This is a genomic window from Kaistella montana (assembly GCF_024436175.1).
GTDB classification, from domain to species: Bacteria; Bacteroidota; Bacteroidia; order Flavobacteriales; family Weeksellaceae; genus Kaistella; species Kaistella montana.
The window spans coordinates 706,797-723,207 of the sequence record NZ_JANFQP010000001.1 but is presented as its reverse complement, the minus strand read 5'-3'; the positions used below and the strand labels follow the sequence as shown (position 1 = coordinate 723,207).

The following is a 16,411-nucleotide window of genomic DNA, read 5'->3' as shown; positions in this document are numbered from 1 at the left end:
ATGATTAAATTGATTCTTGCGGCATTGTTCATTATCGCTTGTCAGATTTCGGTTGCTGCACAGGAAAATGTTTTGGTGGAAAGGCAAGTTACATTGATGGGATCGGTTTTCAACATCACGGTTGTTGATCACGATTCCGTTTCTGCGAACCAAAATATCGATCAATGCATTGCTGAAATCACGCGAATTGAAAACCTGATTTCGGAATGGCAACCGCAAACCCAAATTTCGGAGGTGAACCGAAACGCAGGAATAAAACCCGTAAAAGTGGATCGGGAAGTTTTCGAATTAACCGCAAGAGCCATCGAATACTCGAAAATGTCGGAAGGCGCTTTTGATATTAGTATTGTCGCATTAGATAAAATCTGGAAATTTGATGGATCGATGACCGAAATGCCAACAAAAGAATCGATTAAAAACTCTGTTCGGAATGTGAATTATCAATTGATTTTGCTCGACCGAAATGCTTCAACCATTTTTCTTCAACAAAAAGGAATGAAAATCGGTTTCGGTTCGATCGGGAAAGGTTACGCCGCAGATAAAGGTCGGGAACTTTTACAAAAATTAGGCGTAAAATCCGGAATCGTCGATGCATCGGGAGATATCGCAACATGGGGAACTCAACCGAACGGAAAACCATGGGCAATCGGAATTAGAAATCCTTTTAAACGTCACAAAATCACTAAAATTTTAAAACTAAATCACGGAGCAGTAGCGACTTCTGGCAACTATGAAAAATATGCTGAAATCGATGGAGTGCGGTATTCGCATATCATCAATCCGAAAACCGGTTTTCCGGCAACCGGACTTACGAGCGTTACGATTTATGGCTCCTCTGCGGAATTTGCCAATGCTTTGAGCACTTCGATGATGGTTTTAGGGAAAGAAAAAGGTAAACAACTGATGCACAAATATCCTTTATATCGCTATCTTTTTATTACTGATGAGGGGAAGATTATTAGGTAAATTATCTTTCAAATCGACTTCTCTAATTCAGAGTTTATCGGATTGTTTTTTGTAGTAGTATTGAGTATTAAAAGTTTCAAATTAAAAATCTTTGAAAGACCATTTAGTTTATAATGTATAATTAGTAGGTAAGTATTTACCAATTCTTTTAAAATAATTTCGTAGTTTTGGATAAGGTTATTCATGCCCTTAAATAATTGCCAATCAATTAAATATATGATTTTTAATCGGATAATCAATCTTTTTCTTTTATAGCATCTAATTGTACTGCAATCATTTACTACTTAAGTTAACAATCATAATTATATTTTGGAATAACTTTCAACAAAAATTATTTATAAGTACATTTTTTTGAAAATTATAAAAAGTAGAATTATTTGACACAATGTTTTTTTCTTTGATGAAATAAAAACTTGTTGAATCAAACAAAAAGTTATGCATGTAATAATAAATTTTAATATATATTTGTCCCTTCTAAAAAGTAAAAAATGTACAATAAATTAGTAAGACTGGAAGTAATGAGGAATTTAGGAAAAGAAGTCAACGATTTCATCAAATCCTACCTGACTCCAGTTGAAAAAATTTGGCAACCAACAGATTTTCTTCCGGATCCTTCCGCAGAAAGTTTCAAATATGATGTAGAAGAGTTGCAAACCTACGCCCAAGAAATGGATTATGATCTGTTCGTAACTTTAATCGGAGATTGCATTACTGAAGAAGCTTTACCAAGCTATGAATCCTGGATCATGGGAATTGATGGAGTAGAACCTGAAAACAGTACCGGCTGGTCACAATGGGTGAGAAGCTGGACTGCCGAGGAAAACCGACATGGCGATTTGCTCAACAAATACCTCTATCTCTGTGGCCGCGTAAACATGCGTGAAGTAGAAATTACCACACAATATTTAATTCAAGATGGTTTTGATATTGGAACCTCTATGGATCCTTACCGAAACTTCGTTTATACCAGTTTTCAGGAAACTGCAACCAATGTTTCGCACCGAAGAGTAGGTTCTTTGGCAAAACAATCCGGGAATACTAAACTTTCGAGAATGTGTGGAGTAATCGCTGCAGATGAAGCTCGCCATGCAAAAGCTTACAAACATTTTGTAACCCGAATCTTTGAACTAGATCCTTCGGAAATGATGCTCGCTTTTGAAGACATGATGCGCAAAAAAATCGTGATGCCTGCTCATATGATGAGAGAATCTGGGCAAAAAGCAGGAGAACTTTGGGGACATTTTTCGGATGCTGCGCAAAGAGCGATGGTTTATACCGGACAAGATTACATCAATATTTTGAGTGATTTAATCAATGATTGGAAGATTGAACACATCACTGGACTGAATGAAAAAGCCGAAAAAGCACAGGAATATTTGATGAAACTTCCGGGAAGATTACAGAAAATCACCGACAGAATTGCTACTCCCGATTTGCAATATCAGTTTAAATGGGTGAAATCTTAAAATAAATTTATTAAATTTTATTTTCTCATGAGTGGTCGATTATTTCAACCACTCTTTTATTTTCTTATCTTTGCAAATCTGAAATTTTATTCACATGAAAAGCAATAAAAAATTGGCCATTGATTTTGATGGAACAATCGTAGAAGATGCATATCCAGGAATAGGTAAAGCCAAAACTTTCGCATTCGAAACCTTGAAAAAACTTCAGTCAGAAGGTTACAGACTTATTCTTTGGACCTACAGACACGGGCAATCTTTAGATGAAGCTGTAGAATTTTGCAAAAAAAACGGAGTAGAATTTTACGCCGTGAATTCAAGTTTTGAAGGAGAAGTTTTCGATTCTAATGCAGCTTCCAGAAAAATAGATGCCGATTTATTTATCGATGATCGCAACCTTGGAGGTTTTCCAGGTTGGGGAGAAATCTACAATATCATCAATGAAAGAATAGAATTCCGAGTAGAAGGTAGAGAAGTTTTACCTTATTCTAAAATGAAAAAAGAGAAGAAAAAAGGACTCTTTTGGTAAGAATTATTAGTTATGATTATTTTAAAAACACTCGACGAGCTTCGGCTGATGCGAGAAAGTGCACGCTTAGTATCCAAAACTTTGGGTATGTTAGCAAAAGAGATAAAACCAGGTGCTACAACCAATCATTTAGATAAATTGGGTGGTGAATTCATACGCGATCATGGCGGTGAACCTGCTTTCTTAGGAATGTATGGTTTCCCAAAAAACCTATGTATTTCCCCTAATGAAGAGGTTGTACACGGAATTCCAAATGATAAACCTTTGGAGGAAGGTGACATTCTGTCTGTAGATTGTGGCGTTTATATGAATGGGTTTTATGGCGATCACGCTTATTCTTTTGAAGTAGGTGAAGTAGCCCCTGAAACCAAAAAATTATTGAAAGTCACCAAAGAATCTTTATACAAGGGAATCGAACAGTGCGTACGTGGAAAAAGAGTAGGAGATATCTCCAACGCGATTCAAGAACATTGCGAAAAACACGGCTATGGTGTGGTTCGTGAGTTGGTTGGACACGGCTTAGGTAGAAAAATGCACGAAGATCCGCAAGTTCCCAATTATGGTAGAAAAGGTAGTGGAAAAGTGTTGAAAGACGGAATTGTACTCGCGATAGAACCGATGGTTAATCTTGGAACTCACGAAGTTATATTTCATAAAGACGGTTGGACTATTACGTCTAAAGACAATTCACCTTCTGCACATTTCGAACATGATGTTACGATTATCAATGGAAAACCGGTTTTGCTTTCCACTTATCAGTACATTTACGATGCACTGGGAATTGTGACCGATGAAGAAGCGCCATTTACATTAGATTTTTAATGAAAGAAATCGCGAAATTTTTGCTCAACAAAATTCCTCGCCCAATGCTTATTAATTTAAGCATTTTTTTGCGTCCGTTGATTTATTTATTTTTCAAAGGAAACAAATTCATCGATCCGATCGATGGGAAATCTTATCGGAAATTTCTGCCTTATGGTTACGGAAAACAGCGTGAAAATGCGCTTTCTCCGGGAACTTTAAGCTTAGAAAGACATCGTCAAATGTGGCTTTATCTGCAAAATGAAACCGATTTTTTTACTAAAAATTACAAAGTTCTACACATCGCTCCGGAACAAGAATTTCTCAGAAAGTTCAGGAAAATGGAAAATCTGGAATATATTTCCGCTGATTTATTTTCGCCAATTGTCGATGTGAAAGCTGATATTTTGGATTTGCCTTTTGAAGACGAAAGTTTCGATGTGATTTTCTGCAACCACGTTTTGGAACATATCGAAGACGATACAAAAGCGATGAGCGAACTTTATCGGGTGATGAAAAAAGGCGGTTGGGGAATTTTCCAAGTTCCGATGAAGAATTCTTTAGAAAAAACTTACGAAGATTTTTCCATCAAAGATCCTAAAGAAAGACAAAAACATTTCGGGCAATATGATCACGTTCGTTGGTACGGAATAGATTATTTCGAAAGACTTCAATCTGTTGGCTTTCAAACAGATGTCAATTTTTATTCAAAAAAATTCTCAAGTGAAGAAAGAGAGAAATTTGGCTTGAATGAAAATGAAATTCTTCCGATCGTGAAGAAATCATAACTCAATTCTTTATTCACTATCTTTGCAACAGTTTCGTACTGATTTTTTCATCAACTTTTTCAGAACAAAGCTACTTTAATTTTAATATAAAAATGCACAAAGCAGGATTCGTAAACATCGTTGGGAAACCCAACGCAGGTAAATCTACACTTCTTAATCAGTTGATGGGAGAGAAGCTCGCGATTGTTACCCAAAAAGCACAAACCACAAGACACCGAATTTTCGGAATTTATAATGAAGAGGATTTACAGATCGTTTTTTCCGATACACCGGGAGTTTTAGAACCGAAATATGGTCTTCAGGAAAAAATGATGGATTTTGTGAAAGATTCTTTGCAAGATGCCGATGTTTTCTTGTTTATTGTAGATATTTTAGACAAAACCGAACCGTTTGATTTCTTGGTTGAAAAACTCAATAAAATTCCAGTTCCAGTTTTGATTTTAGTAAATAAAATCGATGCTTCCAACCAGGAAGATTTGGAAAAAACCATGGAAATGTGGCATGAAAGAATTCCGAAGGCGGAAATTCTGCCGATTTCAGCGTTAAAAGGTTTTAACACTGAGGTTATTTTACCAAAATTGAAATCGCTATTACCTGAAAATCCGCCGTATTACGACAAAGATCAATATACCGACAAGCCAGAAAGATTCTTTGTAAACGAAGCAATTCGCGAGAAAATTTTGCTCAATTATGAGAAAGAAATCCCGTATTCTGTGGAAGTTGTGACGGAAATGTTCAAGGAAAAAGAAGGAATTATTTTCATCGATTCCATTATTTATGTGGAACGCGATACGCAAAAAGGAATCATTATCGGACACAAAGGTGAAGCAATAAAAAAAGTGGGAACCGAGGCGAGAATAGATTTGGAGAAGTTCTTTTCTAAGAAAATTCACCTGAATTTGTTCGTAAAAGTGAAAAAAGACTGGCGCAAAAACGATCGAGACCTAAAAAATTTCGGTTATCGCTAAAGAATTCGCCAATTCATTGACATTGCGAAGGAATTTTCTTATTTTTGATAAAATATTTTTTCATGAATTATTTAACTTCAACGAAGAGCAATCCGTTGCTAATCGATATTATATTGCTTGTTATCAGAATTTTTATTGGATTTGCGATGTTGTCACACGGCTTTCCAAAACTTCAGCAATTATTTTCCGGCGAAGAGATTAAGTTTTTTGATTTTCTGGGATTAGGTCCGAAAGTATCATTAATACTAACTGTTTTCGCAGAATTTGTATGTTCCATATTTATTATCTTGGGACTTTTCACTCGATTTGCAGTATTTTTCTTGGTGTTTACTATGGCTGTTGCAGGATTAGTTGTTCATAGCGGCGATCCGTTTGAAAAAAAAGAAGCTAGTTTATTGTATTTGTCGATCTATCTTTTGATTTTAGGATTCGGTCCGGGTAGATATTCGATAGATCATTTGATAACGAAAAGGAGAGAAACCTCGAATTGGTAATTACAACAATATTTAAAATAAAATTGAAACCTTCATTAAATGGAGGTTTTTTTTACTTAAACATATTTTATTTAACATAATATAAATTATAGGACTTTTTAGAATTTACTTGAAATAGGAGAATCAGAATGTTTTAAGAATGTAAACAATTTATAAATTTCGTTCATTTTGGATAATTAACAAGAAAATTTATTTTAAACAATTCTCAGCGATTAGAATTTTTAAATTTTTTACATTTTATTTCTCATCAAATATTCATAGAAAATAATTCTCTAGATTTTTTTTGAATCTCAAAAATAAATGTTCATTATAATTTTTCAATTATATTTTTTTAACGATTCTCAGCGATTAGAAATTTTCTAAATATTATTTTTCTGAAGTTTTTAAAAAGAAATTTCCTTCAATCATTTTAGAAATAAATTTCCAACAAATGAGAATCTAAATTTTCTTTAAAAAAATCATCGAATAAAAACCGCTATTTTTATTTTAATTAAATATTTTACTTCCCATTTCAATATTAAATTTTTTACAAGAAAGTTTATATTTAACATAATATACAATTCTTTGAAAAAAAATCAGTAATTTTACTTCCATATAAATTCCTATGAAAAATTATATTTTATCAGCATTTATCGTTATTGCAGCAATGAGTTGCGAGAAAAAATCAACAGAAATAGTGAGTTCCCAAACCACCGCACCTGATTCTGTGACAGTTCCCGAATCGAATGAACCAATAGAGCCTTCTACCCTACAGACTTGCTATTTTTCGGCCAATGGAAAAGATTCTGTTTTTGTTTCTTTGGATGATAATTTAGGCACAATTACCGGAAAAATGCGCTTCAAAAACTTCGAAAAAGACAGTTCTTTCGGTGATGTAATAGGCACACAAAACGGTGATACCATTAAGTTGAATTACACTTTTCAGGCTGAAGGAACGACTTCCGATCGTGAAATTTATTTTCTGAAAAAAGATGGCGTATTGATCGAGGGAATTGGCGAACATAAAACCGAAGGCAACAAAGATTTATATGCGAATCCATCTCAATTAAAATACGAAGGAATCGCCTTGAAACAGGTTGACTGTAATGGTTTTGAGAAAAAATTTATAGTTAAATAATAGAATAAATTCATTAATAAAAATAAAAAGAGCAACCTAATTTGGTTGCTCTTTCTTTTGAATGTAAAATTTAATTATAATATAACGGTTTGTATCGAATGTGCAGGAACTGATAATTTTGCTGCTTCACCTTCAATCCAAAGATAAGCATCGGTATCTTTGTCAGATTCATTCATAATCACGGTTACCAATTCTCCGTTTTCGTTCATAAAAGCGGTAGAAAGCAACGCTGCACGGTTGGATGAATTTCCGATTCGTTGCGCGCCTGGTTTGATGAATTTTGAAACTTGTCCAATGTAGTAATATTCGTAGGTATAATGCACTTCACCAGTTTTCGTGTCAGCAATAATTGGTGCGAAACAGAAGTTTCCAACATGGTTAGGACCGCCGGTTTCATCAAGTAAAACGTTCCAATCTGTCCAAAGTGCTGTGCCTTTATTGAAATCATTCAACATATTTCTGCCATAAAGTTCGCCCAATGAAACATCATAAATTCCATCCATTTTGAACTGCTCTTTGCAACCTTCGGTAAAGGCGAGAAACATATTCGGAAATGCACGTTGAGTTTCGGTTAAATTATCAAACAATTGGGTTTTGTTGTTCCATGTTTCGTACCAGTGATAGCCGATTCCGTTGGCGTATTTCGCAGTTTCTGGATCTTGCAAAGTGGTCGTTGCACGTTGGTAAATCAGATCTCGGTTATGATCCCAAATAATGACTTTTTTGTCTTTAAAACCATTTTTCCACAAGGTTGGTCCCAAATTATTTTTCAGGAAATTACCTTCTTCCTCAGCAGTATAAATGCAAGATTCCCAAGTTTGCGTCGCCATCGGTTCGTTTTGGATGGTGAGTCCCCAAACATTGATTCCTCTTTTTTGGTATTCGTTGATGAATTTTACATAATAATCAGCCCAAGTTTGATAGTATTTTTCCTCTAATCTTCCGCCTTTTAGCATGCTTTTATTCGATTTCATCCAAGCTGGTGGACTCCATGGCGAGAAGTAAAAAGTAAAATCTTTCCCGATTAATTTTTGCGCTTCTTTGATCATCGGAATTTTATATTTTTCGTCATGAGCAACGGAAAAAGACTTCAATGAAGTGTCGCCATCTTTCACATAAGTATAAGATTCACTAGAGAAATCGCAAGAATTCATGTTGGTTCGCACCAAAGTGTAGCCCAAACCGTTTTTGCCATAATATGCTTCCAGAATTTCCTTTTGTTTGGCTTTCGACATTTTGTACAAAGTTTCGGCGGAAGCATCGGTGATCGCACCGCCAATTCCGATTAATTTTTGGTATTTAAAATCGGGATCTACAAAAATACAGGCGTCAGTTTCTTTTGGTTGAGCAAATTTCTCGAACTTTATGAGGCCTTTATCTGATAATTTTTCGTTGGTTGCTGAGTTGGTTATTACGAGTTTTGCTGTTCTTTGGGTTTTGTTTTTCCAATAATTTTGGGCATTCATTTGCAACATTGTTCCGAGAACAAGCCCGGTAATTAAAATCTTTTTCATAATACTTATTAATTTATTTTTTGATAAATCCTCACGTAATCAATATAGAATTTTTGTGGGAAAATTTGGTCATCAATTCCTTTTTGGCCGCCCCAATTTCCGCCGATTGCCAGATTGAGAATCATGAAAAATGGTTGGTCAAAAGGCCATGCGATATAGTTTTTTTCGGTATTGATGTAGGTGTAATATTTTTCATCATCTACAAAAATATCAATTTTTTGGGGGCTCCAATCCATTTTATATACATGAAATTTCTCCGAAGCATCTTTCACAAAAAGCGTGTCGGTTTTTTGGGTATTGATGATGTGATTATACTTTTTGGTATGCGCCGTCGCGTGGATAAAACCTTGGTTGTAACCGACGTGTTCCATGATATCGAGTTCACCGTCATCGGGCCATTTTTTCATGTTTTCACTCATCATCCATATTGCAGGCCAAGTTCCACGACCTTTCGGAAGCTTGGCGCGAATTTCAAAAGTGCCATATTTCCAAGAATGTTTTCCACGGGTTAATAATCTTGCAGAAGTATATTTGCTGTTTTCCCAATTTTCTTTTCTCGCTTCAATGATTAAATTTCCGTTTTCTTGTCGTGCATTTTCCAATCGGTTTTTGGTGTAAAATTGAGCTTCGTTGTTTCCGTAGCCGTCGCCGCCAACGTCGTAGTTCCACTTGGTTGAATCTGGCAATCCGCTTCCATTAAATTCATCACTCCAAACCAATGTTTTGCCATCCTTTTGTTGCGCAATTTTGGTGGTACAACTATAAATCATTCCCAATGAAAGGACGATCAAAGCTGCATTTTTAAATGAATTTATTTTTCTCATTTTTTTATTTTAATAAATGAATACCAAAAATTATTTATCAAAAACATAAGTTGCCACAGATTTTGCCGGAAGACTTGCTGCAGCCCATTTTCCTTTGTATTTCAAGTTGAAGTTTTCTGTATTTGATCCTTCATTTAAAATAATGGTAATAATTTTATTTGGTGTAGAAAACGCTACAGAACTCAGGTTTCCTGGCTGTGTAGAACTGATTCTGGTTGCATTTTGGGGAACAAATTTCGAAGCATGAGCGATAATGTAGAAAGCAACATTCTTCTCGAAATTTTCGTTGCTGTTGATGGTAATTGCTCCTTTACATTGAGTACAACCGCCCGGTGTATGCGGATTGAAACTTGAATCGTTGGCAATATTCCATTCCATGGCGTTTTTGCTCCAATTTCTCATCGATCCGATGATGATGTTTTTCATATGCCACATCAAATCTCCGCCAAAATCGCTCACAGAGCTTGTCCATTGTTCAGTGAAATACAAATTTTTGGACGGAAAAGCATTGTGCAAAGAAGTCAATGCAGAAATACTTCCGCCATAAAGATGAAAAGCCGAACCATCCACATATTTTGCCGCTTCCGGATCTGAAAGAATGGTGGTTGCATACTCGATATTATCTGCATTATGATCGTAAACAATGATTTTTGTAGTAATATTTGCAGCCGAAAATGCAGGTCCTAAATTATTCTTAATGAAATCTCTTTGTTGCTCGGCAAGCATCAGCAAACTCGGGTTATTTCCCGGATGCAAAGGTTCATTTTGTGGAGTAATTGCATCAATAGTGATTCCCTGAGCTTTCATCGCTTGGATATATTTCACAAAATATTGCGCATAAACTCCATAATATTCTGGTTTTAAGCTTCCACCGATCGAACTTCCGTTATCTTTCATCCAAACTGGTGGAGACCAAGGCGTTGCGATAATTTTTATGGAAGGATTGATGCTCAGAATTTTCTTCAACATATCGATGAGTGGCTGATCTTTGGCAAGACTGAAATGTTCTAAATTCACATCAGTTTGTCCTGCAGGCATATCATCATACGAAAAAACGGTGCTGTTTAAATCGGAAGCTCCCATGCTGATTCGAAGGTTACTGACGCCAATTCCGGTTTCGCCACTGCCAAAAAGTTCTTGTAAAAGTTCATTTTTTTTAGTTTCGCTAAGTTGGTTGATCACTTCTACACTACCTCCGGTTAAGGTATATCCGAAACCATCGATGGATTGGTAAGTAGTTGTAGGGTCGATTTCTACGGAACTATTTGCATTTGAAGAATTATTGAAAACAAGGTCCGTTTGCTTTTGCAATTTCGCAGATCCGTCAGATTTGGTAAGCCAAGATTGTGCAGAACCATAATTTACCACCGGCGGATTCTCGGTTGGTGGATTTTCCGAAGGAGAAACCGTGCCTCTGGAACAGCAACTGAAAGAAATGATTGCCGCCGTAGCTATGAAAAAATTGTTAAAAGATTTTAATTGGAAAATCATGATTCATTTTTAAAATTTAAAAAAAATTCAAAACTAAAAACAAAGGGAATGTAATCACTCCCCTGTTTTTGTTATTATTAATTAACTCCTCGGAATTCTACATTCGTTATGGCGATTCCATCTTTCATGTCAGCTCCTCCACCCCGGATTCCAAGATAAACAACTCCGGTTTGTGTTGCGGTGAAGATTCCATCATTATTGGAACCACCAACAACCGAAATTTTTCCGCTGAAAGGTGATGTTCCATGACCGTCCCAAGTACTGATGAATCTGTATTTGGTTCCGTCGCCGTTATAATCTTGCCCTTGAACAGGCGTGTTATAACCAACATAAACTTCAAACCAAGTATCTCGGCAACCAGAAGTCGAGCTTGCCAACATATCGATTTTATATTTTTTACCGGCAACAACATTAATCGCTTGATAAATTCCTTGTCCGGCGCTGTTGGTCGCAGTTAGTGTAGCCTTTCCTGGGGTAAAAGTCCAGTTAGCACCCGCTCCGGTGTTGTTGATGGTCCATTTTGCCCAATCTGTAGCGTCTGCAAATTTTCCACCTTGTACCAGATTTCCAGAATTGGTGTCAGAAACCGCTACATTGATGGTTTGCGAAGATGAAGAAGCCACTATTCCACCTTGTCCAACTGCTTGGTGCTCGATCAAATATTCGCCTTCATCCGGCAAGAAAATGCTTTCTTCCATACCTCCTTTATAGAAACCTTCTCCACCGATATTCCAATAAGAATTCAGATAATTGATGGCATTGGCTTTTAATAAATAATGGTTAGGAGAAGTTTGAGTGATAGTAAATCCAGCATCAATATTGGCAGGAGGAACAAGTCCGTTTCCGTCGCCATCCACACGATCCGGAACGCAAGAAATAAGAACAGTTCCGGCCAATGTGCAACTTAGTATTATGGTTTTAAAATTTACTTTCATGATGAATAGATTAATATTGAGGATTTTGTTCTAAAGCTGTATTCGGCAATTCGTTGTAAGGAATAGGCATAATCTCATTTTTACCAGCAACGAAACCTTTGGATGCTAATTTTGTAGGTGCATCGCCCCATCTTACCAAATCAAACCAACGGTGACCTTCTCCGGCTAATTCTTTTCTTCTTTCATCTTTAATGGCTTGAAGAGAAACCGGTACAGAAGGCAATCCTACTCTAGCTCTTACTGCATCGAGTAATGCTTGAGCTCTAGATCCGGTTGCTCCCAAAGCTTCAGCTTCCATCAAATAAGTATCAGCAAGTCGAATTGCGATATAATTTTGACGGAAATTCAATTCCATAGAACCTGGAAGTGAGCTGATTTCGTCTTTTGTTGGTAAATATTTGTTAAGGAAATATCCGGTATCCAAATATGCAGGGCTGTAGGAAACTTTTCCTTCAGTTTGGAATTGTTTAACGTTAAGAAGCGTTGTGCTTAATCTAGGGTCGCCTTGCATGAAATTAAACAAATCTTCGGTCGCTGTATTGAAAGCCCAACCTGAAACCAAATCCGGAGCATTGTTATTAGCTACATTTTTCAAAGAATAAGAACGTGGACCAACCATAATGTTGATAGAGTTCCCTTCGTCTTTTCCTTGTCCCCAGAATCCCCAATCGGAGTTTCCTTTATTGGTGTGCATTACTTCCAGAATTGATTCGGTAGAGAATTTGTAAGGATCGGCAGTTTCTGGACCAACTTTAAATAAATCTGCATAGTTGGCAACCAATTTATAACCATATTGGCTTGTTCCTCCAGGAGTTCCGTTTACCAATGCAAATTGTGCCGCTGCTTCACTCATTTTTTTGTCATAAAGGTAAATTTTACCCAAAATTGCTCTCGCACTTCCTTGGTTGATTCTTCCTTTGTCGTTTCCACTTACCATCATCATCAGATCCGGAATTGCAGCTACGATGTCTGCTTCAATTTGTGTATAAACTGCAGATGGAGCAACTTGCGGAATGTTCCAATAATCATCGGTTGCGCTGATTGGCTCTAAGATTAAAGGAATATTTCCGAACATTCTTACCAACTCGAAATAATATAAAGATCGAAGAACTTTAGCTTCAGCAATGAATCTTTTTTTCAATTCATCACTCATTTCTGCTTCCGGAGCTTTCTTAATGAGGAGATTTGCACGAGCGATTCCTTGATAGTAATCTTTCCAATAGCTTGAAGGCATGGTATTCGGGTTGATGGAATAGTCATTAATTCCCTGAATTCCCGCACCGTCAGTAGAACTACCACCTCCGGAATAAAAATCATCCGAACCGGCATTAAAGAAAGTCACGGTATTTTCGAAACCACCGGAATATTTTCTTAAAACATCATAAACTGAAACCAATGAACTGAAACATTGCTGCTCGTTTTTGAAATAGTTATTGGTATCAAAAGCTCCTGAATTCTGTACATCTTCGATATAAGAATCGTTGCAGGAGATATTGGAAAAACTTAATCCGCTAAGCAATGCAATGGCTAATCCGCGGTATAAAAATCTTTTATTTTTCATTTTGTAAATCATTAAAATTGAATATTAGCACCAAATAAGAAAGTACGTGCTTGTGGATAATAAGCTCTGTCGATACCGAAAGAATCGGAATCACCACCGTTTCTACCAGCGATCTCAGGATCATATCCGGTGTATTTGGTGAAGGTGAAAACATTTTCACCGGTTACATAAAGTCTTACTTTGCTCATTCCGAAACGTTGGGTAACATCTTGTGGAATCGTGTAACCTAATTGAATAAGTTTTAATCTCAAGAAATCACCATCTTGAAGGTAATAGCTGGACATCCATGTATAATTATGATTGTCGTCATTTCTTGTTAAGCGCGGATATTCGTTGGTAGATCCTTCTCCGATCCATCTGTTGAGGATTTTAGTTTGATAATTAGCATCCAACATATCCAATCTTCTAAGTCCTTGGAAGATTTTGTTTCCAGCTTGCCCTTGAGCAAACATCATGAAATCGAAATTTTTATAATTGAAATTAACGGTAAGTCCGTAGGTGTATTTCGGAATAGAATTTCCTAGATTAACCATATCATCCGGAGTGATTTTGCCGTCGCCGTTATTATCTTTCCAAATGAAATCTCCAGGTTTAGCTTTCGGTAAAAGCAATTCGCCGTTTGCATTTCTGTAAGCATCAACTTGTGCTTGATTTTGGAAAACACCTTCGTAAGTGTAACCATAGAACGAACCATACGCCTCTCCCACTTGGTTTCTAGCAACAGCTCCCATCGATTGGAAGGATGAAGTGTTGAAATATTCAATGTCATCTTCTAGCCTTGTTACGGTATTTTTCACAGTAGCAAAGTTTCCGTTAACTGAGAGTCCATAATCACCCCAATTTTTTTTGTAACCTAGTTCTACTTCTACTCCGGTATTTTCCATGTCACCGATGTTTGCCCATGGAAGGTTAGAAACTCCGATATAGCCTGGAACATTTACTTGTCTCAAGATATCATAGGTTTTCTTTTTGTACCAATCTACTGTTAAATTGAAATTGGTAAGGAATTTCAGATCTGCTGCGAAATTCAGCTGGCTGGTTTCTTCCCATTTAAGATCAGGGTTTGCTAATGTACTTGGTGCATATCCAATGATGATATTGTTACCAGCATCGGTATAATTACTTCCGGAAACCATGAAGTTGGCAAATCGGAAATTTTCCATTTCGTCATTACCCAAAACTCCGTATCCTCCTCTAAGTTTTAAAGTATTGATGAAATTGTTTTCTGGCCAGAAATTTTCTTTATTAACATTCCAACCTATCGACATGGAAGGGAAAGTTCCCCAATGATGATTCGCTCCGAATTTCGAAGAACCATCTCGTCTAATAGTTCCTGTGAACAAATATTTATCGGCATAATCGTAAATTAATCTTCCGAAATAAGATGCTTTTCTAGTTTCAATACCATCCCAACCGTTGGCTACGATATTATCTTGTCCTACATCGAAATTGAAAGAGGCTTCTTGCCAAGTATTTACAGGTAAATTACTGTAAGTCAAACTAGAACCGGAAGAAATATTGTAACGGTAAACACCTTGTCCTATCAATGCATTGAAGTTATGATAACCCAATTTTTTGTGGTAGGTTAAAGTATTTTCCATACTCCACTCGAATTTTTTCTGATCTACTCGGTTTAGATTATTAAAACTTGTGTTGCTGTAAGTATTACTCAAATAAAATAATGGCGTGAAAGATTGGCTTCCCCAATAGGATTTTTTACCATTTAAACTTGTCTTAAAAGTGAAGTCTTCCAAAAATTTCACTTCAGCAAATACGTTTCCAACAAAATCATCAGACCAGCCGTAATTTCCTTGTTGAATATATTTAAATGCCAATGGATTAGCCATTTCCTGATTCACATATTGAGAAATTCCGTATGGATTACCATTAGGACTTAAAATGATGTTTGGGTTGGTATATAAATCTGGATTTACCAATGACCAATCATTTACAACAACGGGAGTAATTGGATCTAAATTTACCGCAGAACTCAATGGTCCACCGTATTCTTCGTTGTTACTAATTCCTTGAGATTTGGTATGAGTATAAGCTAAAGTTTGTCCTAAAGTTAACCAATCAGTCACTTTATGAGTTGAGTTTAACCTTGTGTTAAGCCTTTTGTAATAAGAAATATCACTCATCACGATTCCCGTTTGATCGAGATAACCGAAAGATGAGTAATAAGTAGATTTATCATTACCTCCGGAAATGCTGATCTCGTGCGAGCTTTTTTCAGCCGTTCCGAAAACTACGTCTTGCCAATCGGTTCCGGTACCAAATTTAGTTGGATCGCTGAATCGAACAGGTTTACCATCATTAGCAAAACCTTCGTTAATGATCGTCGCATATTGAGTTGCATCCAATAAATCTAATTTTCTGGCGGCGTTCCCAAAACCATAAAATCCGTTATAGGAAAGATTTAATCTTCCTCTTTTCCCTTTTTTAGTAGTTACTAGAATTACCCCTTTTGCAGCAGAAACCCCGTAGATTGCAGAGGAAGCTCCATCTTTCAAAACTTCGATGCTTTCGATATCCGATTGATTGAGCCAACCGATGTTATCGACCACAATTCCGTCTACCACCCAAAGTGGGCTGTTACTCCCTGCACCAAAACTGGTAATACCTCTTACCCGAACAGTAGCCGCAGAACCGGGCTGACCGGAATTGGTAACCACTGTAACTCCAGCTGCTCTACCCTGAAGCACCTGTTCGGGTTTCCCCGATGGCATGCTTTCGATATCAGAAGCTTTAATACTTGCAATAGCTCCGGTAACGTTGCTTTTTTTCTGTGTACCGTAACCAATTACCACAACCTCCTCAATACTCTTTTCTTTCAAAGAATCTGTGGTTTGAGCATTCATGCTAACCGTAAAATAAAGAACTGCGATTAATCCCAGACTTTTAGAATACTTTAAATTCATATAATTTAGTTTTTTTGTTTTTCTCAAAATGAGACAATA

14 protein-coding genes are annotated in these 16,411 nt (G+C 36.5%); 8 read left to right on the top strand and 6 right to left on the bottom strand.

Annotated features, from left to right (window positions below; translation table 11 throughout):
• The 8 genes from NOV28_RS03410 to NOV28_RS03375 all read left to right on the top strand — a co-directional run bounded on the left by NOV28_RS03410 (position 1) and on the right by NOV28_RS03375 (position 7,126).
• Positions 1 to 966, top strand: coding sequence for an FAD:protein FMN transferase (locus NOV28_RS03410; RefSeq protein WP_255927587.1), 966 nt, complete (start codon positions 1 to 3; stop codon positions 964 to 966).
• 488 nt (positions 967 to 1,454) lie between these two features.
• The gene (locus tag NOV28_RS03405) at positions 1,455 to 2,432 is read left to right on the top strand and encodes an acyl-ACP desaturase (protein ID WP_255927585.1); all 978 of its coding nucleotides are present in this window, start codon (positions 1,455 to 1,457) and stop codon (positions 2,430 to 2,432) included.
• Positions 2,433 to 2,526: 94 nt separating this feature from the next.
• Positions 2,527 to 2,958, top strand: a complete 432-nt coding sequence (locus NOV28_RS03400; RefSeq protein ID WP_255927583.1) for a BT0820 family HAD-type phosphatase — start codon at positions 2,527 to 2,529, stop codon at positions 2,956 to 2,958.
• A gap of 12 nt (positions 2,959 to 2,970) precedes the next feature.
• Positions 2,971 to 3,780 carry a type I methionyl aminopeptidase gene (gene map, locus NOV28_RS03395; RefSeq protein ID WP_255927581.1) on the top strand — a complete coding sequence of 270 codons (810 nt, stop codon included), beginning with the start codon at positions 2,971 to 2,973 and terminating at the stop codon, positions 3,778 to 3,780.
• Complete coding sequence (locus NOV28_RS03390; RefSeq protein ID WP_255927579.1) at positions 3,780 to 4,547, top strand: class I SAM-dependent methyltransferase; 768 nt, start codon at positions 3,780 to 3,782, stop codon at positions 4,545 to 4,547. The genes map and NOV28_RS03390 overlap by 1 nt, the downstream gene beginning before the upstream one ends.
• 92 nt (positions 4,548 to 4,639) lie before the next feature.
• Entirely contained in the window at positions 4,640 to 5,515 is an 876-nt protein-coding gene (era, locus tag NOV28_RS03385; protein WP_255927577.1) for a GTPase Era, read from the top strand.
• A gap of 62 nt (positions 5,516 to 5,577) precedes the next feature.
• Complete coding sequence (locus NOV28_RS03380; RefSeq protein WP_255927575.1) at positions 5,578 to 6,009, top strand: DoxX family protein; 432 nt, start codon at positions 5,578 to 5,580, stop codon at positions 6,007 to 6,009.
• 604 nt (positions 6,010 to 6,613) lie between these two features.
• On the top strand, positions 6,614 to 7,126 hold the full coding sequence (locus NOV28_RS03375; protein ID WP_255927573.1) for a hypothetical protein: 513 nt from the start codon (positions 6,614 to 6,616) through the stop codon (positions 7,124 to 7,126).
• 74 nt (positions 7,127 to 7,200) lie between these two features.
• Here the strand turns inward: NOV28_RS03375 and NOV28_RS03370 are convergent, their stop codons facing one another.
• The 6 genes from NOV28_RS03370 to NOV28_RS03345 form a co-directional block, all read right to left on the bottom strand.
• Positions 7,201 to 8,640 carry a glycoside hydrolase family 30 protein gene (locus NOV28_RS03370; protein ID WP_255927571.1) on the bottom strand — a complete coding sequence of 480 codons (1,440 nt, stop codon included), beginning with the start codon at positions 8,638 to 8,640 and terminating at the stop codon, positions 7,201 to 7,203.
• An 8-nt stretch (positions 8,641 to 8,648) separates the two neighbouring features.
• Entirely contained in the window at positions 8,649 to 9,464 is an 816-nt protein-coding gene (locus NOV28_RS03365; RefSeq protein ID WP_255927569.1) for a glycoside hydrolase family 16 protein, read from the bottom strand.
• A gap of 30 nt (positions 9,465 to 9,494) precedes the next feature.
• The gene (locus NOV28_RS03360) at positions 9,495 to 10,955 is read right to left on the bottom strand and encodes a glycoside hydrolase family 30 protein (protein ID WP_255927567.1); all 1,461 of its coding nucleotides are present in this window, start codon (positions 10,953 to 10,955) and stop codon (positions 9,495 to 9,497) included.
• Positions 10,956 to 11,032: 77 nt separating this feature from the next.
• Entirely contained in the window at positions 11,033 to 11,890 is an 858-nt protein-coding gene (locus NOV28_RS03355) for a hypothetical protein (protein WP_255927565.1), read from the bottom strand.
• A 10-nt stretch (positions 11,891 to 11,900) separates the two neighbouring features.
• Positions 11,901 to 13,451, bottom strand: a complete 1,551-nt coding sequence (locus tag NOV28_RS03350) for a RagB/SusD family nutrient uptake outer membrane protein (RefSeq protein WP_255927563.1) — start codon at positions 13,449 to 13,451, stop codon at positions 11,901 to 11,903.
• 11 nt (positions 13,452 to 13,462) lie between these two features.
• Positions 13,463 to 16,372: a SusC/RagA family TonB-linked outer membrane protein gene (locus NOV28_RS03345; protein ID WP_255927561.1), complete on the bottom strand. Its 2,910-nt coding sequence runs from the start codon at positions 16,370 to 16,372 to the stop codon at positions 13,463 to 13,465.
• Positions 16,373 to 16,411 lie beyond the last annotated feature (39 nt).

Excerpts from the sequence above, each read along its gene's own strand:
- NOV28_RS03410 (WP_255927587.1), top strand. The coding sequence starts at position 1 with ATGATTAAATTGATTCTTGCGGCATTGTTCATTATCGCTTGTCAGATT.
- NOV28_RS03405 (WP_255927585.1), top strand. The coding sequence starts at position 1,455 with ATGTACAATAAATTAGTAAGACTGGAAGTAATGAGGAATTTAGGAAAA.
- NOV28_RS03400 (WP_255927583.1), top strand. The coding sequence starts at position 2,527 with ATGAAAAGCAATAAAAAATTGGCCATTGATTTTGATGGAACAATCGTA.
- map (WP_255927581.1), top strand. The coding sequence starts at position 2,971 with ATGATTATTTTAAAAACACTCGACGAGCTTCGGCTGATGCGAGAAAGT.
- NOV28_RS03390 (WP_255927579.1), top strand. The coding sequence starts at position 3,780 with ATGAAAGAAATCGCGAAATTTTTGCTCAACAAAATTCCTCGCCCAATG.
- era (WP_255927577.1), top strand. The coding sequence starts at position 4,640 with ATGCACAAAGCAGGATTCGTAAACATCGTTGGGAAACCCAACGCAGGT.
- NOV28_RS03380 (WP_255927575.1), top strand. The coding sequence starts at position 5,578 with ATGAATTATTTAACTTCAACGAAGAGCAATCCGTTGCTAATCGATATT.
- NOV28_RS03375 (WP_255927573.1), top strand. The coding sequence starts at position 6,614 with ATGAAAAATTATATTTTATCAGCATTTATCGTTATTGCAGCAATGAGT.
- NOV28_RS03370 (WP_255927571.1), bottom strand. The coding sequence starts at position 8,640 with ATGAAAAAGATTTTAATTACCGGGCTTGTTCTCGGAACAATGTTGCAA.
- NOV28_RS03365 (WP_255927569.1), bottom strand. The coding sequence starts at position 9,464 with ATGAGAAAAATAAATTCATTTAAAAATGCAGCTTTGATCGTCCTTTCA.
- NOV28_RS03360 (WP_255927567.1), bottom strand. The coding sequence starts at position 10,955 with ATGATTTTCCAATTAAAATCTTTTAACAATTTTTTCATAGCTACGGCG.
- NOV28_RS03355 (WP_255927565.1), bottom strand. The coding sequence starts at position 11,890 with ATGAAAGTAAATTTTAAAACCATAATACTAAGTTGCACATTGGCCGGA.
- NOV28_RS03350 (WP_255927563.1), bottom strand. The coding sequence starts at position 13,451 with ATGAAAAATAAAAGATTTTTATACCGCGGATTAGCCATTGCATTGCTT.
- NOV28_RS03345 (WP_255927561.1), bottom strand. The coding sequence starts at position 16,372 with ATGAATTTAAAGTATTCTAAAAGTCTGGGATTAATCGCAGTTCTTTAT.